We start from the raw sequence: 20,626 nt of genomic DNA, 5'->3' as shown, positions 1-20,626 counted from the left end.
TTTTAAAACGAAACAATCCTTTACATATTTTCATTAAATGTATTTACCCATTATTTTAAGGATTAACCTTGCTGGTCATTCAACATGGTTTCTGCCTTATAGCCGATGATATTGAGAAGATCTTTTGGTGAAGAGTATGGAGGAGAGTACGCTGTCTCAATCTCCTGAAGCTCATTTACAGTGATATTGCCTTGTATGGAGGCTGCTAGTATATCGATCCTCTTATCGACTCCTTCTCCACCGATAATTTGAGCCCCTAATATTTTGCCCGTATCTTCACTAAAATGTACTTTAATTATGACTCTTGAAGCTCCAGGATAATATCCGGCATGGGATTTTCCAGTATGAGTGACCGTTTTATAGCCGATATTTGCTTCTATGAGCAGCTTCTCATTTAGGCCGGTGGAGGCAGCTGTCAAATCAAAAATTTTCACAATGGAAGTTCCGAGCAGTCCTTTGAAGGGGACAGCTTCCCCAGTAATATGTTTTGCTGCTATATAGGATTGTCTGTGTGCAGGCCAGGCAAGAGGAATCCGCAAAGGCTGTCCTGTCACAGCACTTTTCGTTTCAACAGCATCCCCAACAGCATAGATGGACGGGTCAGATGTCTGCATATACTCATTCGTTGAAATACCGCCTGTTGTGCCTATGGAGAGACCGGCTGCTTCTGCAAGACTTACTTGCGGCCTGACACCTGTTGCTACAATGATCATCCCGGAATCAACTTTATTCCCTTTTTGTGTCAGGATGGAAAGACTTTTGATTTCCTGTACTCCATCATTCAGGATGAGATTGACGCCCTGTCTCTTTAGCTCATCTTCAATTATTTCACTAATATCTTCATCCATCATCCCCATTACATGAGGAGAAGCTTCTATAAGATTCACCTTCAGTCCAAGCCCTAATAGATTTTCCGCCATTTCCACACCTATAAAACCTCCACCGATTATCGAACAGGTAGAAGGTTTATGTTGATTAATGTATTGCTTGATCTTATCCATGTCAGCAATGTTTCTAAGGGTAAAGAAACTGCTCTCTTTCAAACCCGTGATAGGAGGAATAAACGGAGCAGATCCGGGAGCGAGGACAAGAGAGTCGTATCTTTCCTGATATTCCGTGTCCGACGCCAAATCTTTAACTGTGAGCAGCTGTTTTTCTCTGTCGATGGAAATGGCTTCGGCAAATGTCCGTACATCTATATCCAGGTTTTCTTTCATTGATTGAGGAGTGGCGGCAAACAGGTGATCTCTCTCTTTGATGACATCGCCTAAATAATAGGGCATTCCACAGTTTCCGAATGAGATGTATTCATCTTTTTCAAACATGAGAATTTCACATTCTTTATCCAATCTTCTTAACTGGGCAGCAGTTGTTGCCCCGCCAGCCACGCCGCCGACTATGAGTATTCGTCTTTTCAAAGCCAATCCCTCCTAAAGTGTTTTCTGTATCGCAAGTTATACACTTATTAAAAAGTCGGATGGGCTTATTTTACCCATCCGACTTTATCTGAAAACTAATACTTTTATCGGAAATTAACAAACTGCACGTCAACGGACAAATCCGTTTCTCTGATGGCCGCCATGATTTGCTGAAGGTCATCTCTGCTTTTACCTGTTACTCTGATTTGATCATCTTGAATCTGGCTTTTCACTTTAACGCCGGAATTCTTAATAAGCGTATTGATTTTCTTGGCATCTTCTTTTCCGATACCCTGCATTAACTTTGCTCGTTGGCGGACGGTGCCGCCAGATGCGCCTTCAATCTTGCCGTAGTCAAGATTTTTTACCGGCACTCCCCTTTTAATCAGCTTGCTCAATAATACATCTTTAAGCTGGTCCATTTTGTACTCATCATCTGATACTAAAACAATTTCCTCTTTGTCTAAAGAAATATCACTCTTGCTTCCTTTAAAGTCATATCTTGTCTTGATTTCTTTCAAGGCAGCATTTATCGCATTTGTTACTTCTGGAAAATCAACTTGTGAGACAACATCAAATGAGTTTTCTTTTGCCATGAAAAAACCTCCTTATGTATTCATAATGCTTTTTGCACCACCATCAAAGAGACATGGAGTGATGGGGGTATGTGCATCTTTCTTTATTATAGACAACGAAATACACCCATACAACATTTAACAATTGCAGTCTGGCAGTGTGAAGGATCAGAACCGAAAAACAGGGCCGGGATTCGGTGGATACCACCCGAGACCCGGCCCTGTTTCGCTCTTGATGAAACAAAAATTAAATGTGATCTGTTTTTTTTGAATACTGGCGTTTGCCTGCTTTTCGGCTTTTTTCTCTCATCATGTTTTTTTCATGACGAAGTGCGTTATTATCTTTTGCTTTCTTGTCATTATCAGAAGTATGTGGCAAGTCAGGACTCTCCCTTCTAAATCTTGGTTTTCGGATTTAGTTTTTCCGGAGAGGAGCCGGGTTATTACTAATTAATCGGATATTCATTAGAAAAGAATATTGCCAATGTCCCCGGGCCTGCATGTGAGCCTACTGCTGCGCCGATAATATTGACATAGACTTCTTTTGGCTGGAACTTTTCCTCAACCATTTGTTTCATTTGCTGTGCAAGTTCTTCATCATCTCCATGGCTGATGGCAATGATTTGCTGATTGAGGTTTTCCCCTCTTTCCTCCATTAAATCAAGGATACGCTTGAGCACTTTCTTTTTGCCGCGGACCTTTTCAATTGGCACAAGCTTTCCATCTTCCACATGAAGAAGCGGTTTAACATTCAGAAGGCCGCCAAGGAATGCAGAAGCTTTCGAAACCCTTCCGCCTTTAGCGAGATAATCGAGGTCATCTACAGTAAAAAGATGTTCCATATGAAGACACATATGCTGCACAGTTGAAATGACTTTATCGGAGCTGGCCCCTTGCATCCTGAGTGCGGCTGCCTGTTTCACAACCAGCCCATACCCAAGTGACGCGCACTTGCTGTCTATGATCGTCAAGTCCAAACCAGGGTATTCGTCCTTAACCTGATCTCTTATCATGACAGCTGTTTGGTATGTTCCCGATAATTCTGAAGAGAAGGTAACATAGATTCCTTTTTGTCCACTCTTTGCAAGATCCATAAAAATTTGCTGAAATAGTAATGGAGACGCCTGAGAGGTTTTTGGCATTTTTCCATTTCTGATTCCTTGAAATACATCTTTAGGCTGGATAGTTACCAAATCTTCATATTCTTCGCTGTCGATCAAGACACGAAGAGGTATAAGTGTGACATCGTGTTCTTCAAAGAAAACTGTTGGCAGGTCGGAGGCACTATCAGCTAATAAACGAAAACTCATTAGAACGATCACCCTTTTAGATTGGATTATATAAGCATGATTTATCGAGGCTTTATATTCTAAGTCTAGCCATTTATAGAAAAAATGACAATCATTTGTTGTTTTTTGCATTTTTGGGTTAAATAGAGAGTAGAGATTTTTTTTAGTAGGAGGTAATGCAATGTCTCGAGATTTTGTTTTGCTCGAAACAAAAAAAATGGTCGTCGTTTTATTTGGTGCCCTGCTCAATGCTCTGGCACTTAATTTATTCCTCATACCGGCTAACGTGTATGCAAGCGGCTTTACAGGAGTAGCACAGCTGCTGTCAGGTATACTTACTGAGTATACTCCTATAAACGTATCCACAGGGATCCTGCTTCTCTTGCTCAATATCCCCGTTACGATTCTGGGGTGGTTAAAGGTAGGAAAGTCCTTTACTTTTTACAGCTTTGTATCTGTATTATCTACAACTGTATTTCTTGGATTCATCCCTATTACGCATCTGTCACCGGATATCTTGCTGAATGCTGTGTTTGGCGGTGTCATTGCAGCGGTTGGTGTTGGGGTCACTTTGAAATGGGGGGCATCGACAGGAGGGATGGATATTATCGCCATGATCCTTTCCAGGTTAAAAGATAAGCCTGTCGGTACATACTTCTTCCTTATGAATTCAGTGATCATCATTACTGCCGGGCAATTGTACGGCTGGGAGAAAGCACTGTATACTTTAGTAACCTTGTATGTTTCCACCCGTGTCATTGATGCTATCCATACAAGACACGAAAAGCTGACAGCGATGATTATTACGAAGAATGCAACCGTGCTGAAGGACGCAATTCATTCGAAACTTGTGCGTGGGATCACAACTCTCCCTGCCAAAGGCGGCTTTACAAACGAGGAAAAAGAAATGCTGATTATCGTCATAACCCGTTACGAGTTATATGACCTTGAACATATTATTAAAGAAGTGGATCCAACCGCATTTACGAATATAGTTGAAACAGCAGGGATATTTGGTTTCTTCAGAAGAGATTAAGTCTGGCAAAAATGAGAATAATAAAAGGTGCAACCAAAGTGAAAGGGGTACAGCCTTTGAAAAAAATAATTATCACCGTCTTATTCTCACTACTATTGGCAGCTGCATTCCCACAGGTTCAATCTCTCTCAGCAACTCCGGCAATAAGCTGGAAGGTGAAAGTGGAGCCGGCGGAAGAATATGCGGATATCCAATTGATGGCCACTAATACAAGTGCTGAAACCGTGACCATGGAATTCCCTTCAAGTAAATTCTATGATTATGAAATAAAAAACGCAGAAGGAAAAACAATTTACAAATACAGTGATAATAAATCGTTCCTTCAGGCCATCCAGCTCATTACTTTAAAGAGCGGGGAAACGAAAACCTGGCGGGATAAATGGAATTTTCTTTCTAACGGGAAAAGAATACCTTCAGGTGTATATTCAATAAAAGCTTCGATTTTTGTGAAAAGCATTAATGGTAAACCAGCTGATATAGAGAGGGTCAAACAAGAAGAGTTTAGTGTTGGTGATGAGAATCCTTCATTTAAGGATGTAGGGTTGTCCAAATCCGGCCAGACCTACAAGTTCAAGGGGAAAGCAAAAGTTTCCGCAGGATGTTTCTATTATATGGTGGAAGATGGCCATAACATTGTTATTGAAGAAACACTTGTTAAGGTGAACAAAAAGCGCCCAAACTGGGCTGATTTCAGTTTCTCATTTGAGTTGGATCCCGAAAGCATATCTGATAACAATCGCCCGCTGATACTCAATCTATACGAAAGGGATCTCAAGGATGGTACAGTTTATCACAGTTATGCAAAAAGGATAAATTAAACGTAAAGAAGCATTTGGCGATAGCCAAATGCTTCTTTATTACTTAAATAAAAACTGATTCAGCCATGATTCTTAGGTTGATTATTGCAGCTGATTCAGCTCTTCCTGCAATTCACGCAGCTGCTGCTGCTCTGCTCTAGTAGTATTGGCATAAGCCGATGAAAGAGCATTTTTGGCACGTTGAATGGTTTGCTCGGTGTTTTCGCCGCCTGAAGATGTAGCTTGCTTCGCCAGTTGGACATATTGACGGGCTTCCTGGAATAATCTGTTGCCCATCTTATATCCCTCCAAGTGAAGATTTTTCTACGTTTTCCAGCTTTTTCGCTTCAGCTTCAGCTAGTGTGGAGTGGTAGGGAATACGATCATCATGTTTAGAAACCGCATCTTTCCCTTGTTGAACAAATCTTTTGGATTTATTGCTTCTGCCCATTACACAGCACCCCTTTGTCAGTTTAAGCACCACCATTGTGCTCCACCTTAGTATGAACGGAACAACAGGGGATTAGTGAACAGAATTTTTTCCAGCACTGTCAAAGTCTAAAGAAGGTACTGCACTATTATCTTAAACGAAGATGATTGTTTAAGAATACGGCAATACCGTCTTCTTCATTGGTTAACGTAATGTCATCTGCAACGCTTTTCAACGGTTCGATTGCATTTCCCATCGCGACACCGATACCGGCATATTTAAGCATTTCGAGATCATTGTCCTCATCGCCGAATGCAATGATGCGGCTTGGGGGGATTTGTAAATGGCTTGCTGCTTTCTCAATCCCAACAGCTTTATTTAATCCACTCTTGACGATTTCAATTACATGCCAAGGAGCTGCCCAGCGGCGGTGGTCAATGACTTCAGCATGCACACTGCTTAAGTGCTTTCGGATTTCGGTAACATGTTCTTCATCTGCATGAATCAGCATGCTTGTAGGAGAATCTTTAAGGTAACTTCTTAAATCTCCTGTCGTTACATTCGGCTCTCCGAAATTGAAAACATCAATTAAACGTTCATCATGGTAATGGAAATATACTTCATCCATGACTTCGGCAATAATGTTTCTGAACTCGAAGTCGAAGTCATGGCATGCCTGAACGATTTCTTTTGCAACATCTACTTCCATCGGCTCATGAAACATTCCCCATTTTTCATCAAGTGGGTGATGGACAAAGGCCCCGTTAAAATTAACGATAGGTGTGTTTAGCAGTAATTCTTTATAATACATTTCACTAGCGCGATAAGGCCTTCCAGTGGCAATCATGACTTCATGGCCATGTTCTTTTGCTTTATGTAGTGTTTGTTTGGTTTTTTCAGATATTTTCTTATCATCAGTCAGTAATGTACCATCTAAGTCCAGAACGATTAAATGCTTCTCCATAGAATCAATCTCCAATCCATTTTTAAGATACATGTATAGTGTATATGTTTCGTAAAACAGAAGTCCACCATGGTAAACTAATTTATATAAACATTTACTGAAGTTAAATATAAATGAGATGAATTAATAAAGGAGTAATGATCATGATCACAATCCAAAAAGATAAAATTGAGAGTATACCGGTATTGAACATGGCATTAGAGAACCAGATGGAACATACTCTTCCAGCAATATTCTTCATTCACGGTTTTACAAGTGCAAAGGAACATAATCTCCATTATGCCTATTATCTCGCGGAAAAAGGATACAGGGTGCTTATGCCTGACTGCTTATTGCATGGTGAGAGGGAAGAAGGTCTGGATGAGCAGCAGTTAAGTGTGAATTTTTGGGAAATTGTCCTGACGACCATAGAAGAACTAGGAACGTTGAAAAGCCACTATAGCCGTCACAGTCTTATTGAAGATTCTCGTATAGGAGTGGCTGGGACTTCAATGGGTGGAATTGTCACTTTGGGGTCGCTGACAAAGTATTCCTGGATCCAATCTGCGGTAAGCCTGATGGGCTGTCCTTCTTATGTTGCACTGGCGAGTGCGCAAATTAATTCATTAAAATCAAAAGGGTACAGATTGCCCTATTCCGATGAAAAAGTGGCATCCTTGATGGAGATGCTTAAGAAGTATGATTTAAGCATGCAGCCTGAGGTACTTGAAAACAAGTCGCTGTTCTTCTGGCATGGAAAGCAGGATACAGTGGTCCCTTACCAGCCTGCTTATGAATTTTATAAAACTCTTGCAGAAACAGGCAATCCTGCACTTCGCGATTTGCAATTTATGTCTGATGACCTGGCCGGACATAAAGTTTCCAGAGAGGGTGTATTAAAGAGTGTGGGGTGGTTTGCTGAAAACCTTTAGCCAATACTGAGCATTCATATGGATTGTGATGGTCTATAAAGCCTGTTTTCGAAAAGATTAGCTTGTGGTTTTTAGTCTTTTTTATTTGGCTGCAGTTAATTCAGTATTGATTGGAGCGGAAATCATTCTGCTCTTTTAAGAGCCGTATCACTTTCTATACATAACATTCTTTGTTAAGATAAAAATAGAATAAGGGACAGAGAAGGAGTGATTCTGGAGCATGGATCAAGATATGAAAGACAGTATGATGGGGACTTTGGAACAAGTAGTCGACCCTGAATTGGGAATAGATATAGTCAACCTTGGCTTGGTATATGATGTAGACTTAGATGAAGAAGGAAAAGCGACAGTAACAATGACGCTTACTTCTATGGGCTGTCCTTTGGCAGGAACCATTGTCGACCAGGTAAAAGCAGCGTTGGCAGACCTTCCGGAAGTCAAGGATACAGAAGTCGATATTGTCTGGAATCCGCCATGGAGCAAAGATAAAATGTCCAGGTATGCAAAGATTGCCTTGGGAATCCGATGATCAAAAAAACACCCAAAGTTGGAGCTTAAGGGATTCCGTTTAAGGAGAGAAAACCTTAAATCACACCCTAATTAGCAGCAGAAATAACAGTGCAAATAACACTGTATTTAAAAGCAAAAAACCCGGATCCAAAAAATCCGGTTTTTTTGCTTTTTATATACTTCTTTTTCTATTACCCCGATCGCTGAATAAGTGAACAGCAGGTTCTCTGCTGATTGAGAATTATAGAGGGAAAAATTCCCCTTAATTAGCAAATAATACTGAAAATAGCTTAAATAGAGGGAGAAATTCCTCTTATTCGGCTCAAAAAACGTGAAAATAGGCAGCTTTGCTTTGTATAGAGGGGAAAACTCCCTTTATTTTCGCCAAAAGCCACTTCTAGTCTGCATTTAAGGGTAAAAACTCCGCTTATTTTCTATCACTGGTTACTCAATCTTCATTTTCCCAACTACCATATGCTCTCCAAGAACAAGATGCTAATTCGCAAGTCTTTTAGAAGCACAATTAGCAACTCATTTTTATCTGCACAATAATTTTTGTACGCTTGTTAAATAAGGTGCCATTCGAAGTGCTGATTAACCCAGAATCAAGTAAAAACCTTATTATAAAAATAAAAAGAGCAGGTCTAATTCATGTGCAAATTAGCCTGCTATTTGTAATTTTCTCTTCCCATACGGAACCCTTAGTTGAAGCTTTGGATGTTTTTTTATTGTTGTTCTAATTAGAAAATCAATACTGTTATACCTACAACCAGGCAGTAAATGGCAAAAATCTTTAGGTTTCCTTTTGCCATAACATTCATAAACCACTTTAAAGAAAAATAAGAAGCAACTAATGAACCAAGAAAGGCTACCGTGTAAGGCATAAGCATGGTTTTCAGGTTTTCGTCATCCAGCAGGTCTGATAAACCGAGAATCATTCCACCGAGACTGACTGGTATATAGAGAAGAAATGAATAACGCAGTGCAGTTTCCTGATTCATCCCTCTGGCCATTGCGGCAACTATAGTGGCACCGGAACGGCTGATTCCCGGTATTAAAGCGATTGCCTGAGCAATACCGACAATCACTGCATCTTTGTAGGTGAGATCTCCATCATGCTTTTTCCCGCGCAAATTACGGATCAGCCAAAGAGCAATACCTGTTATGATGAGAGTGATGGCGACCGTTTTTATAGACGAGAGGTTATCGGAAATGAAATCCCCGAATAATACTCCAATCACTCCAGCAGGAATAGTACCAATGATTAAGTAAATAATAAAGTGAAAATCACGTTTGTTTTCCGGGCTTTTATCAGTAAAATAACCAAGGCCGTTCATCATCAGCCGTAAAATATCGGCGCGATATATGATGAGCACGGCAAAGAGCGAAGCCGTATTAACCAGTATCTCAAAAGTGAGGCCTGGAAGGTCAATGCCAAGGTAGTGCTGGGCAAGCTGCAGATGTCCACTTGATGAAATCGGAATAGGTTCTGTAAAGCCTTGAAATAATCCAAGAAAAAGAAATTTCAGAAGCTCATAAGCAGTTTCAGACATTTAAGTTCCTCCATAGATAAAATTCTTCACATCTTTCTATTTAACATTAAAGAGGAGCCCCCTGCAAGACAAAAGTGAAATCGGAAGAGGGGATGTTCGTCTTATAAGCTTATTGGCAATAATAGCCTTGAATTATTTCTGTCCATTAATCCAATAGTAATAATGAAGCGATAAATATCGCCGATGTTTCAGGTACTCTCACATAAAGGAGGGGCTGTTATGGGCCAGTCAAGACAATTCCGTGCAGGGCAAAAAGCACCGAATAATGGAATATACCTTGAAATAGGGGAAACCGGGAGCGGCGTCATGAACCCGAAGAAAGTGAAGCTTAAAGCGGGAGACCGCTTTCCGGAAACCTCAAACGATAAACGTTATTGGACATACAAGCCTAAACCATAAAAAAGTAAAGCCATCCATGGGCGGATGGCTTTACTTTTTTGTGGGAATAATTATAATGAAGTTAAAGGTCAATAATGGTCAGGATATGGAGGAGTGCTATGAATATCGATGGTTTCACCTATAAAGTGCAGGATGCCATTGTGGCTGCAGGCCAGCTTGCTGCCGAGCATCGTCATACAGACATTACAATTCTTCACCTTTGGAAAGCATTACTGCTGCAGGAAGATGGATTATTAACTTCTATATATATGAGATGTGATTTGGATACCAGTGAACTAAAACTATATATCGAACAACTGCTGAATGAAAAGCCGGCAGTCTCTGGAGAAGGAGTCGCCTATGGCCAATATGCTTCCCGGGATATCAACATTGTGTTCCAGGATGCAGAGAAAACCAAAACCGTAATGAAAGATGAGTATGTATCTGTAGAACATTTAGTTCTGGCATTATACAGGCAGAAACAGCATAAGTTGACAACCTATCTGGAAGAGCGGGGAGTTACAAAGGAGAAGGTCACAACAATTATCAAACAAATAAGGGGAGGCGAAAGTGTGAATACCCAAAACCCTGAAGCAAAGTATGAAGCGTTAAAAAAGTATGGGAGAGATTTAATAGCGGAAGTTAAAACGGGTAAGATGGACCCCGTTATTGGAAGAGACAGTGAAATTCGCCATGTAATACGAATTCTGTCCAGGAAAACCAAAAATAATCCTGTGTTGATAGGAGAGCCTGGTGTTGGGAAGACAGCAATTATCGAAGGCCTTGCTCAACGAATTGTGAGGAAGGATGTCCCGGAAGGCTTAAAGGATAAGATGATTTTCGAGCTGGATATGGGAGCGCTGGTTGCAGGCGCAAAATTCCGGGGGGAATTCGAAGAAAGGCTAAAAGCAGTGTTGAATGAAGTCAAGCGGAGCGAAGGGAAAATCCTGCTTTTTATCGATGAACTCCATACCATTGTCGGTGCCGGAAAAACAGAGGGGGCAATGGATGCAGGAAATCTGTTGAAGCCAATGCTGGCAAGAGGAGAACTTCATTGCGTTGGAGCCACGACGCTGAACGAATACAGAAGATATATAGAAAAAGACCCGGCATTAGAACGCAGGTTTCAGCAAGTGATGGTCAAAGAGCCTGATGTAGAAGATACCGTCTCTATTTTAAGGGGATTAAAGGAAAGGTTTGAGATCCATCACGGGGTCAATATTCATGATAAAGCAATTGTCGCAGCCGCGTCTTTGTCCGACCGGTATATAACTGACAGATTCCTCCCGGATAAAGCAATTGATCTGGTGGATGAAGCTTGTGCGCTTATCAGGACTGAAATAGATTCGATGCCTTCTGAGCTGGATGAAGTGACACGAAAAATCATGCAGCTTGAAATAGAAGAAGCAGCATTGTTGAAAGAAAAAGATGAAGCAAGCCAAAGCCGCTTATCCCTCTTACAGGAAGAACTAGCAAATATTAAAGAAGAGAGAGATACCATGAAGGCAAAATGGCAGCTGGAAAAAGATAAAATTAGTTCACTTCAGGAGAAGAGGGAAGAACTGGACCGGCTTCGCAGAAAACTTGACGAAGCAGAAGGGGAATATGACCTCAATAAAGCTGCCGAACTCCGGCATGGGAAGATACCTTCTGCAGAACGTGAACTTCAAGAACTTGAAAGTGAAATGCTGCAGGAGCAGGACAGCCGGTTGCTGCGGGAAGAAGTCACAGAAGAAGAAATTGCCGGAATCGTCGCAAGGTGGACTGGAATCCCAGTAAGCAAGCTCATTGAGGGGGAAAGGGAAAAACTCCTGAAACTCGAAAGTATTTTGCATGAAAGGGTCATCGGACAGGATGAAGCGGTCCAGCTCGTTAGTGATGCAGTATTAAGGGCAAGAGCCGGGATAAAAGACCCCAATAGACCAATCGGTTCATTCATCTTCCTTGGGCCAACCGGTGTCGGAAAAACTGAATTAGCGAAAACCCTTGCCCATACCTTGTTTGACAGTGAGGATCAAATGATCAGAATAGATATGTCTGAATATATGGAGAAACATGCAGTATCAAGGCTGATTGGTGCACCTCCGGGTTATGTGGGGTATGAAGAAGGCGGACAGCTGACAGAAGCCGTTAGAAGAAAACCATATTCAGTCATACTTCTTGATGAAATTGAAAAAGCTCATTCTGAAGTATTTAACATCCTGCTTCAAGTTTTAGATGATGGAAGAATCACTGACTCACAGGGCAGGACCGTGGACTTTAAGAATACGATTATCATAATGACCTCCAATATCGGCTCTCAATTTTTATTAGAGAGAGAAGAGGGGGCTGGAGAAATCGATGAGAAGACAAAAAATCTGGTAATGAGTCAATTACGATCCTCCTTCCGTCCGGAGTTCTTGAACCGTATTGATGATATTGTCCTCTTTAAACCACTGAGTATAGAAAATATCAAAGGAATTGTTGAAAACACTGCTAAAGAACTTCAGGAACGTTTGAAAGAACAGGATATTACAATGAAGATCAGCGAAGCTGCAAAAGCATTCATTGCGGAAGGGGCATACGATCCCGTATATGGTGCAAGGCCGTTAAAACGTTACCTTCAGAAGAATATCGAAACGAAATTGGCACGGGAAATCATCTCGGGCCGCATAAAACCGGGTGATATCATTACAATCAATGAAAGTAACGGTGAGATTGTTTTCATATAAATGAACATACCCAGATTAGGTTGGATATATTACTAAACCAAGTGATTAATCAGCGATTGTCAATTGGAGTCACATGCCCGAGCGGAAATCACGCTGACCTTGTTGATAGTAACAATATAAACGAAACAAAAGGAGAACCCGCAATAGGGGTTCTCCTCAGCTTGTAGAGAAACCTAGTGTTTTTCTCTACAAGCTTTTTTTGTGGTTAAATATATTGTTGAAATTACCCTCCAAATTTTACTGAAAATAGCCTCCCACACACCTAGCCCTTCTTGGCTAGGTGTGTGGCAATCTTTTTCATGTTCTGGCAAGCTGCAGTAAGCAACACCTGCTCACTTGCATTTTGTATTCCCCTTAACCGGCAATAGCGAAGCCCATGCAGTTGTTTTGAATCTGCAAAGCTTCGCTCAACTTTTTCTTTTCTAAATTTATAAAGCTTTTTTCCGGACTTTGACAACCGGTTCAACCTTACTTGTTCTTTATGTTCCTCCCAAACATGGCGTGTCACTACCTTTTGGTGGTTTTTTGAACGTGTACACTCTTGTAAAAGAGGACACTGTGCACATTGTTTAGGATCGGATTTGTATTCTCTATACCCCTCACGGGTTGTCGTGCGGTAAGGCAAAGTCTGGCCGTTTGGACAAATATAGTGGTTTTCTTCTGAGTTATAAATAAACTTCCATTTTGGAAAAAGCCCCTTTGTAGGATGGTATCTTCTATGAGCTATTACTCCGTATATTGTACGATCAGCCAACCCCTTACAAATCGGATTCGTGAGATACCCGGAATCTAATGCGACAGCTTCTACTTCTAAATTGAATCGTTCAATCTGACGGTCAAGACGCTGAAGGTAAGGTACAGAATCATGGACATTACCAGGAGTGACAAAGGCATCGGTAATAATATTGAATTTCATATAGGTCGTCCGGTGATCTAAATAACAAAACATCTCTTGTTTTTGGTCACGCGACATAAATCCACTCTCTGGGTCTGTGTTACTTTTTCTTATTTCTTTTGTATCCTTCACCTCCTCGCGGTCCTTTAGTTCTTTTTTCCGTTATTCTTCCTGTCTTCTTCAATAGCTTTGTTTAAATCTTCCACATATTCCCGTGTTTCGACTTCTACGACTTTTTTGGTGAATTTGTGTTTGTTAGCATTCGCTTTCAGATGCGTTGAATCAGTAAATAGAACTCTTCCGCCGACCATTTTATGATTGATGGCCAGAAGAACGATTTCATCAAAGATCTCTTGAAAAATATTCGTTCCTTTAAACCTATGATGACGATTCCAACTGATGGTGGAGTGATGAGGGACGGAGTCACCGAGTCGAAGACCCAAAAACCAACGATAAGCTATATTCATTTGAATCTCTTTTTCAAGTTGGCGTTCGGAACGAATTCCATATAAATAACCTATAAACATCATTTTAAATAAGACGAGGGGATCTAATGAAGGACGCCCGTTGTCTTCACAATAGTAAGGACGAACCTTTTCGAGGATAAAGGAGAAATCTATGTACTGATCGATTTTTCTTAGAAGGTGATCTTGGGGGACTAACTCTTCAATTGAGATAAATTCGATTTCATTTTGCATGTCTTTTCTAGTATTAAACACGATAACACCCACCTTTGTTTTATAATTATATTTTAACATATTAACGCGGTGAATTATTAAAGTATTCAAACAAAAGGAAAGGCTGTCGAGACTTTCTCGACAGCCTGAGGAGAACCCGCAATAGGGGTTCTCCTTTTTGTCTGCTGTTCACTGTCAGAAAGATTAATGTTTCTCAACAGGGTCGTTCGGAATGATCATTGAAACGATAAAGATCAAGATTGTTGCTGCAACAGCCAATATTGCGCCAGTCTCGAACTCAAAGTGAGCGCCAGTCATTGAGCTGACTACATACGTAAGCATTTCTACCAGCAGAAAAGTCCAAAAGAAAGTCCAAAAGTATTTCAAAACATTCACCTCAATTCCTTGCATCTATGTATAGTTATCATCATAGAGATTCAAGAAGGAAGAAAAGCCCTTCATCCTTCAACGATAATTCTTTTTCTGTATTATAGTACCATAAGAGAAACAAATAATAAATCTTCATATTTATTATTTGTGAAGAAAAATAAAAATTAACGTTGAAAAAATAAATTAGACACATGTCCTCATGTTAAAGAATTAAGCAGATACCTGTTGATCTGACTTATCAAGAGAAATTAAAGATTTATACTTTCTTAAGGCAGGAGAAAATAACCAATAGAAGGCAATTAAAAAGTTACCTATACAGCCGAATAAGAAAACAGTCTCTGCACCGAATATTTTTGCGGCTGCTCCACCTACCAGTGCACCTGCCGGCATTGATAGGACTGTAATACTCCCGATAAACGAAAACACTCTTCCAATTAAATTTTCTGGTGTACTAGCTTGTAAAATTGAAAAAATATTAACGTTCAAATACCCGATGGGAATAAAGGAGAAACCGAATAGAATAACCGATACAAAAGTGTGTTCAACCATTGCTGAAGCAAGCCAAAGAAATGCAGAGAAAAAGGTGCCAATTATAACTGTAACACCAATTGGCAATTTTTTAAGGATAGCAGCACCCAGTGAACCTACTAAAATTCCTCCTGTTAAGGCTGCCAGGTAAAAACCTAAGTAGGCAGAGCTTCCTCGGTAATCGGCATAAGCAGGAAGGATTGCTTGGATGGAGCCAAAAATAAAGTTCGCAAAAATAATTAGAATTAGGAATTTTGAAATGAAACTATTTTTAACTGCGTTAAATCCTTCAATTAATTCTTGTTTATAATTCTTTGGCGAGTCGCTGTCGTAAAGGGAATCTTGAGATTTTTGTTTTGGAACTATTATTAACTTAAATAGAAACGCTGCTAAAAGAAAAGTAAAGGCATCTACAACAAAAAGGTTAATAGCTCCAAAATAAACGATCATAATACCTGATATACCCATGAAAAGTAAATCTGTTCCCTGATAAGCAAAAGACATCAAAGAATTTCCTTCAACCAAATCATCTTTTAACAATATTCTTGGCATTGCTGACTGTTGGGCGGGATATACAAATTGTTCAATAAATGCAGCGATGGGCATTACAATTAAAACCAGCCAGACATTTAATACGCCAAGATAATAAGCTAAAGGGATAAGAGATATGAGAAAGAATTCAAGAAGTTGTGTCCTTACTAAAATGTTTCTTAGTGACCATTTGTCAATAAGTGGGCCAATTAAAAATGTGAATACTCCTGGAGCCATTGTTAATGCTGCCGCAATCCCGGAAAATAGGGGATCTTTAGTTAAGTCATACACAAGCCACATAGCCGCGATCGCATAGATGCTGTCTCCGATGTTGGTAATTAATCTTCCTAAAAATAGGAGGAAGAAATTTTTGTTTTTTAATGGTTTTAGCATAATGATTTCTCCTCTTAATTCCCTATTTTAGAATAGGGTTTCATTAATTGTTGTTTGTATTTAGATACTGCTCCGAAAATCCATAAAATACAATTAAATAAGATTATTAATAAGGTAATTAAACCGTCAATAAAGTAGAAAGTTGATGAATTAATACTAATAATTTGATTATATGTATTCTTTATTAATAGTAAGGATCCTGGTATCGTATATAAAAACAATAAGGTTAGGGCTATAAAAGATCCCAGAATATAAATTGTTGAATACCCTTTTATATAAAAACGTTCTTTTTTACTTAAACTTACAGTTGGTGATTCCATTCTTTTCCATATTAATGAATTTATATATTCTTTTGCGTGATCATGAAGACTGGGTATGTTTAATAAGTTCATTATTACATAGTAAATATCCGTTCTGAGAAAAATTAGACAATGAAAACCAAATGTTAATATCAAAAGCAAACTAGACATAGCAAAAAAGCCAGGAAAAAACGAAGGGAACAGAATTTGAATAGTAAGTGCTAAGAATAATAGCAATCCATCAAAAGCCATTCCAGCCAGGTAGGGGACGTATCTTGCTTTCTGTGGAACAGACCATAATCCACTAACATCTGCTTCCACAACAAGCCAATATAGTCTTAGCGATAACTGAAACTTTACTGGAACCCCCAATTTTATTGTAGCTAGGTAGTGTCCTAACTCGTGAAAAAAAGTCAAGAACCATGTTGTAGCCGTTAGAATTAGAAGGCTTATTCCCATAGTGTCATACACGAAAATATCATTATAGGTAGGGAAAAGGTCTTTTCTAATAATAAAAATACCAAAACAACTTAAGAATAATATAAGATATAAAATATTTGTGAATTTGTTAAATGCCATAGATGAGATTCCCACCAGCCAGTTATTTTGTTTCTTCACATTATTATGTAATCTATTACCGTCTATGGAGAAGATTAATTCCAGCTCTAATAAATCCTGAATAAAGTCGATAATATCAATATCAAGCTGGTGTTCTACTTTAAGTATATTTCTAATTTCATCAATTGTTTTACTCCCATCCAAATATCCGATCAGAATAACAGCTTCTTCCGGGACTCTAATGAAAACGTTATTAAAAACACTTCCAATAATAAATTCTTCAGCATCTTTTTGAATGGAAAGTTGAGTGCAAACCACAGAATTATCACTAATATTATTCATATTTTCAAGCCCTGCTTTTGTTTATTGGCGATGAAAATTAAAGTGTCAAGATCAACCGGTTCACTGTTTTTTTCTGTGTTTCCACAAGTTGGACAAATATTTAATTTTACCCATTCTTTCGAAGCAGTTTCTTTCATTGTTATAGAGTTGTATTCAGTAGTTACACTTGATTCTTCCGTATTGTTATTGAAGTTACATAAAATATTGGCCGTCTCATTGGATATTAAACCAGCCAAGAAGGCAACGTTAGGTGCAAATGCAGTATTTCTGCCTTCCAGGATTTCTCCATACATATACCTTAATTCTTGCTCAAAATCTGGATTTTCCTTAAGGATTTGAATAAGGTAGCAATCGAAACAACCACCTTTGTTAGGCATAAATCTCTGTAAAAGCAATTTTTTACTCCCTGTGCCGCCTTGAAGTATTGGAATATTATGTTTTACTGCCGCAAAATTCACCCACCTTGTCGATAGTATACTTGGCTGGTCTATACTGTTGATGATAATATCGGAATTTTCAATTATCATCGATAATTCTGCTGCACTAGTAATTTTTTGATTATACACATTTATGTTTATATCACTGTTCATTTTACTAAGAGCGGTTTTGGCCGCCGCGGTTTTCAAATTGCCGACATCGTTTTCATTATATAAAAATTGCCTATTTAAGTTGCTGAGTTCAATTTCATCGAAATCTAAGCCTACAATACTCCCTATACCCATACCTGCCAAACAACTCAAAATAATACTGCTGCCACCAAGGCCTAAAACCGTTACTTTTGAGTCTTTCAACTTCTCTTGGTAAGAGTATCTGCTTACTTTTAGATTTGAAAAATTACTAAAGTAATTTAAATTTGAACGATATCGTTCCCTCTCTTTATCTGTTAAATCAGTTTCTTCATTATGTATAAAATCCTCTATTAGACCATACTCATTTAAGTCAAGAATTACATCAAGAATAACCTCAGTAGATGAATTTAATTTATTGGCTATTTCCTCAATACTTTGAGTACCGGTTAATTGATCAATAAGTAATTTAAATTCTTTGTCTGGATCTTGAATCTCCAAGCAATCATCTTCAAAAAATAATAGTATGCTTTCATTATTCTCTATTAAGGATGTAAAAGATTTCTTAAATTGAGGCTTCATGAAAACCGCCCTTTCTTAGTGGTTATTTAAAAAGGCTAAAGGATGTTGAATCCTTAAGCCTTTTTTAAAAATATTTTGTTTCTTAATAGAAATGTGGTAGTGGTTTTAATGGTACAAGCTTTTCTACTTTTTTAATCGAGATCTTTTTCAAAATGTATTCCTCCTTTTCATTATGTATTAGTATCTCCTCTGTTGATTAATAAAAGTGTGGAAGAGGTTTTAAAGGAACTAATTTCTCTACTTTTTTAATTGAGATTTTCTTCATATTAACACCGCCTTTTTTCATGTATTTCTTACAATTTATATAATACAACATGATTCTAAAGTATGAATTTAGGATAATTTGTCACTTTTAACAGTTCAACCTAAGCATTCTTCGAAAAACTAACTTAATTGCAAATTTTTATAACTATAGGAATATACTGAATTTTTGGTGTGATTATTGAGGAATTAGTTTTTAGGTATTAAGATTAGAAAATTATCAAAAAATTTTGATATTAAAAATTGTGGGCTGACATCTATACATAGATAAATTTTCTTCATAAAATATTATGACAAATTGTGTTTTGCATCTTGCGATTATGTGCAAATGTAAATTATCTATTGAGATGACAGCTTGTTAAAAGGGGAAATTTTAAATGAGCCAACGAATTTTTAAAATTGAAAATGAACATTGTATTATACATTACCCTTTTCAACCCAATGGATTTGCCGTTTTTATTCTTGGGGATGTCAATCATTATGTTGATGAGCAGAGCAGCTTCTGGCTGCAGCAGGAAACAAGGAAATCAATCATTAAGGAACTGACAGACAAAGGGTATCTTGTTTTTTACTCGAATTTATACGGTACGAACTGGGCAAGTGATAAAGCTGTCAGTCTTGCCCGGCGGCTGTATCACTATATAAAACGGACAGAGATCATTAATGAAAAAATTCACATTTTAGCCGAAGGGATGGGAGGGTTGATAATTGAAAAACTTCTTCCTTCATTAGAAAGTCAGATTCGGTCAGTTGTAATGCTCACACCTTGTGTATCTCTTTATGAACATTTTTCACAAGAAAAGGAACAAAAATTTTTTTATAAAAAGTTAAAAAAAGAAATTTCAAAAAGCTACGAAATTAGCGAAGAGCAGTGTGAGAAGATAATAAGTGAGAAAGTAAAAGATGGAGAATCGTTTATTCAGGCAAAAACCCCGTTATATACAATCCAATCGATAGCAGGCTCCCGTTATAAAAATCAATTTCCTCTCATAAAAGATATATATATGGAGCGGAACAAAAATCAGGTACCGGGAGAAGTATTCTTCATTCTGCCTGAAAAAAGATACAAAGCTTCTTTGAAAATCGTATCTTACTTTTCCAGGCATGAAGACGAACTATAACAGAAGCGGGAGGAGAGTTAAACATGACAAGAGCAATAGTGGCTGGCAGCCTAGGGTTTCTCGGCTTTGAACTGTGTTCGGTCTTGTTGGAAGAGGGGTATGAGGTTTTGGCTGTCGATCAACATGATGAGGCGGGAGAGAGGTGGCTTGAAGTTGGCAGGAATTCCAATATCACCTACCAGCCCCTCCATCAAGATTTAACAGGCAAAGACGGAAAGATTGTTTTCTATATAAATCTATATGACATTCTAACGGAGGACAAGAAAGAGAAGCAGGACTTTTACGATGGAGTCATGAACGTATTGGGGAAAAGCGACAAGAGACTGGGAACAGCAGTGGTGCTGGTACCAACCGTTCTTTCCCATAGAGTCGATGAAGAAGAGCTGTCCGGATTCTTGACATTCCTTGATGAAGAGCCATTTGAAGTTCAATCGAAGGTTTATGTTCCGACTTTGATTGGACCTCATCAGCCCGAGACCTTTTTATTTCAACAGCTGATTACCAACCAGGAACAAAATTCACCATTTATCGATGACACCCGTAATGCAATATTCGTAAGAGATGCAGCGCATGCTATAATAAATAAGAAAAAAGAATCAAAGGAATACCTCTTGATCTCAAGTACTCCTGACAGCTGGCAGAAAACTCATCAATTATTGGATAAAGACCAGGCAGCAGATATGAGAGAAAAGCAAAACACTAAAAACTTATGTCCGGAAGGCCTGGAGAACATTAAAGTTGAGTTTTCTTCAACGCTCGAGGAAATAATCGAGTTTCAGCGAAATATCTAACGAAGAACACACTGCTAAATTTTTCTTTTCAACATACTTATTCCCATGTAAAATAGAGAAGTCAAACCCTCCCTGAAAGAAATCCTTTTTGCGGAAGGGATTCGCAGGATTTTCGCTGCG

21 protein-coding genes are annotated in these 20,626 nt (G+C 38.8%); 8 read left to right on the top strand and 13 right to left on the bottom strand.

What is annotated here, in order from left to right:
- Positions 1-62 precede the first annotated feature (62 nt).
- The 4 genes from M1E09_RS15995 to M1E09_RS15980 all read right to left on the bottom strand — a co-directional run bounded on the left by M1E09_RS15995 (position 63) and on the right by M1E09_RS15980 (position 3,303).
- Positions 63-1,418 (bottom strand): CoA-disulfide reductase, encoded by a 1,356-nt coding sequence (locus tag M1E09_RS15995; RefSeq protein WP_456271836.1) that lies wholly within the window; start codon positions 1,416-1,418, stop codon positions 63-65.
- A 104-nt stretch (positions 1,419-1,522) separates the two neighbouring features.
- Positions 1,523-2,014: a YajQ family cyclic di-GMP-binding protein gene (locus M1E09_RS15990; protein WP_456271835.1), complete on the bottom strand. Its 492-nt coding sequence runs from the start codon at positions 2,012-2,014 to the stop codon at positions 1,523-1,525.
- Positions 2,015-2,240: 226 nt separating this feature from the next.
- Positions 2,241-2,372, bottom strand: coding sequence for a DUF3941 domain-containing protein (locus tag M1E09_RS15985; RefSeq protein ID WP_456271834.1), 132 nt, complete (start codon positions 2,370-2,372; stop codon positions 2,241-2,243).
- A 67-nt stretch (positions 2,373-2,439) separates the two neighbouring features.
- Complete coding sequence (locus M1E09_RS15980; RefSeq protein WP_456271833.1) at positions 2,440-3,303, bottom strand: DegV family protein; 864 nt, start codon at positions 3,301-3,303, stop codon at positions 2,440-2,442.
- Positions 3,304-3,463: 160 nt separating this feature from the next.
- On the opposite strand from M1E09_RS15980, the gene M1E09_RS15975 reads away from it, so the two are divergent.
- Positions 3,464-4,318, top strand: a complete 855-nt coding sequence (locus M1E09_RS15975; RefSeq protein ID WP_456271832.1) for a YitT family protein — start codon at positions 3,464-3,466, stop codon at positions 4,316-4,318.
- A gap of 56 nt (positions 4,319-4,374) precedes the next feature.
- Complete coding sequence (locus tag M1E09_RS15970) at positions 4,375-5,136, top strand: BsuPI-related putative proteinase inhibitor (protein WP_456271831.1); 762 nt, start codon at positions 4,375-4,377, stop codon at positions 5,134-5,136.
- Between the two features lie 81 nt (positions 5,137-5,217).
- Here the strand turns inward: M1E09_RS15970 and M1E09_RS15965 are convergent, their stop codons facing one another.
- The 3 genes from M1E09_RS15965 to M1E09_RS15955 all read right to left on the bottom strand — a co-directional run bounded on the left by M1E09_RS15965 (position 5,218) and on the right by M1E09_RS15955 (position 6,509).
- A complete protein-coding gene (locus tag M1E09_RS15965) occupies positions 5,218-5,412 on the bottom strand; it encodes a DUF3813 domain-containing protein (protein ID WP_456271830.1) in 195 nt (64 codons plus the stop codon).
- Between the two features lies 1 nt (position 5,413).
- Positions 5,414-5,602, bottom strand: coding sequence for a hypothetical protein (locus tag M1E09_RS15960; RefSeq protein WP_456275058.1), 189 nt, complete (start codon positions 5,600-5,602; stop codon positions 5,414-5,416).
- A gap of 91 nt (positions 5,603-5,693) precedes the next feature.
- Positions 5,694-6,509 (bottom strand): Cof-type HAD-IIB family hydrolase, encoded by an 816-nt coding sequence (locus tag M1E09_RS15955; RefSeq protein WP_456271829.1) that lies wholly within the window; start codon positions 6,507-6,509, stop codon positions 5,694-5,696.
- 143 nt (positions 6,510-6,652) lie between these two features.
- Here M1E09_RS15955 and M1E09_RS15950 point away from each other — a divergent pair, with 143 nt between their 5' ends.
- Both M1E09_RS15950 and M1E09_RS15945 read left to right on the top strand, forming a co-directional pair.
- The gene (locus M1E09_RS15950; protein ID WP_456271828.1) at positions 6,653-7,420 is read left to right on the top strand and encodes a prolyl oligopeptidase family serine peptidase; all 768 of its coding nucleotides are present in this window, start codon (positions 6,653-6,655) and stop codon (positions 7,418-7,420) included.
- A 220-nt stretch (positions 7,421-7,640) separates the two neighbouring features.
- Positions 7,641-7,949 carry a metal-sulfur cluster assembly factor gene (locus M1E09_RS15945; RefSeq protein WP_456271827.1) on the top strand — a complete coding sequence of 103 codons (309 nt, stop codon included), beginning with the start codon at positions 7,641-7,643 and terminating at the stop codon, positions 7,947-7,949.
- Between the two features lie 721 nt (positions 7,950-8,670).
- Here M1E09_RS15945 and M1E09_RS15940 read toward each other — a convergent pair.
- On the bottom strand, positions 8,671-9,483 hold the full coding sequence (locus M1E09_RS15940) for an undecaprenyl-diphosphate phosphatase (protein WP_456271826.1): 813 nt from the start codon (positions 9,481-9,483) through the stop codon (positions 8,671-8,673).
- A 219-nt stretch (positions 9,484-9,702) separates the two neighbouring features.
- On the opposite strand from M1E09_RS15940, the gene M1E09_RS15935 reads away from it, so the two are divergent.
- Both M1E09_RS15935 and clpB read left to right on the top strand, forming a co-directional pair.
- The gene (locus M1E09_RS15935) at positions 9,703-9,882 is read left to right on the top strand and encodes a YjzC family protein (protein WP_456271825.1); all 180 of its coding nucleotides are present in this window, start codon (positions 9,703-9,705) and stop codon (positions 9,880-9,882) included.
- Positions 9,883-9,980: 98 nt separating this feature from the next.
- Positions 9,981-12,572 carry an ATP-dependent chaperone ClpB gene (gene clpB, locus M1E09_RS15930; protein WP_456271824.1) on the top strand — a complete coding sequence of 864 codons (2,592 nt, stop codon included), beginning with the start codon at positions 9,981-9,983 and terminating at the stop codon, positions 12,570-12,572.
- Between the two features lie 262 nt (positions 12,573-12,834).
- On the opposite strand, the gene M1E09_RS15925 is transcribed toward clpB, so the two are convergent.
- The 5 genes from M1E09_RS15925 to M1E09_RS15905 all read right to left on the bottom strand — a co-directional run bounded on the left by M1E09_RS15925 (position 12,835) and on the right by M1E09_RS15905 (position 18,333).
- A protein-coding gene (locus tag M1E09_RS15925) for an IS1182 family transposase (RefSeq protein WP_456275017.1) occupies positions 12,835-14,165 on the bottom strand; the annotation gives its coding sequence in 2 pieces (ribosomal slippage) (positions 12,835-13,625 and positions 13,625-14,165; 1,332 coding nt in all).
- Between the two features lie 183 nt (positions 14,166-14,348).
- Positions 14,349-14,531: a YjzD family protein gene (locus tag M1E09_RS15920; RefSeq protein WP_456271823.1), complete on the bottom strand. Its 183-nt coding sequence runs from the start codon at positions 14,529-14,531 to the stop codon at positions 14,349-14,351.
- Between the two features lie 213 nt (positions 14,532-14,744).
- Positions 14,745-15,986 carry an MFS transporter gene (locus tag M1E09_RS15915; RefSeq protein WP_456271822.1) on the bottom strand — a complete coding sequence of 414 codons (1,242 nt, stop codon included), beginning with the start codon at positions 15,984-15,986 and terminating at the stop codon, positions 14,745-14,747.
- Between the two features lie 14 nt (positions 15,987-16,000).
- The gene (locus M1E09_RS15910) at positions 16,001-17,185 is read right to left on the bottom strand and encodes a hypothetical protein (RefSeq protein ID WP_456271821.1); all 1,185 of its coding nucleotides are present in this window, start codon (positions 17,183-17,185) and stop codon (positions 16,001-16,003) included.
- Positions 17,182-18,333, bottom strand: coding sequence for a HesA/MoeB/ThiF family protein (locus M1E09_RS15905; protein WP_456271820.1), 1,152 nt, complete (start codon positions 18,331-18,333; stop codon positions 17,182-17,184). Before M1E09_RS15905 ends, M1E09_RS15910 begins: the two co-directional genes overlap by 4 nt.
- 638 nt (positions 18,334-18,971) lie before the next feature.
- On the opposite strand from M1E09_RS15905, the gene M1E09_RS15900 reads away from it, so the two are divergent.
- Positions 18,972-19,715, top strand: a complete 744-nt coding sequence (locus M1E09_RS15900; RefSeq protein ID WP_456271819.1) for a hydrolase — start codon at positions 18,972-18,974, stop codon at positions 19,713-19,715.
- Between the two features lie 23 nt (positions 19,716-19,738).
- The gene (locus M1E09_RS15895; protein ID WP_456271818.1) at positions 19,739-20,506 is read left to right on the top strand and encodes a hypothetical protein; all 768 of its coding nucleotides are present in this window, start codon (positions 19,739-19,741) and stop codon (positions 20,504-20,506) included.
- The last annotated feature ends 120 nt before the right edge of the window (positions 20,507-20,626 follow it).

Source organism: Bacillus sp. AK031, assembly GCF_053903065.1.
This window is presented reverse-complemented; position numbering and strand designations above follow the sequence as displayed.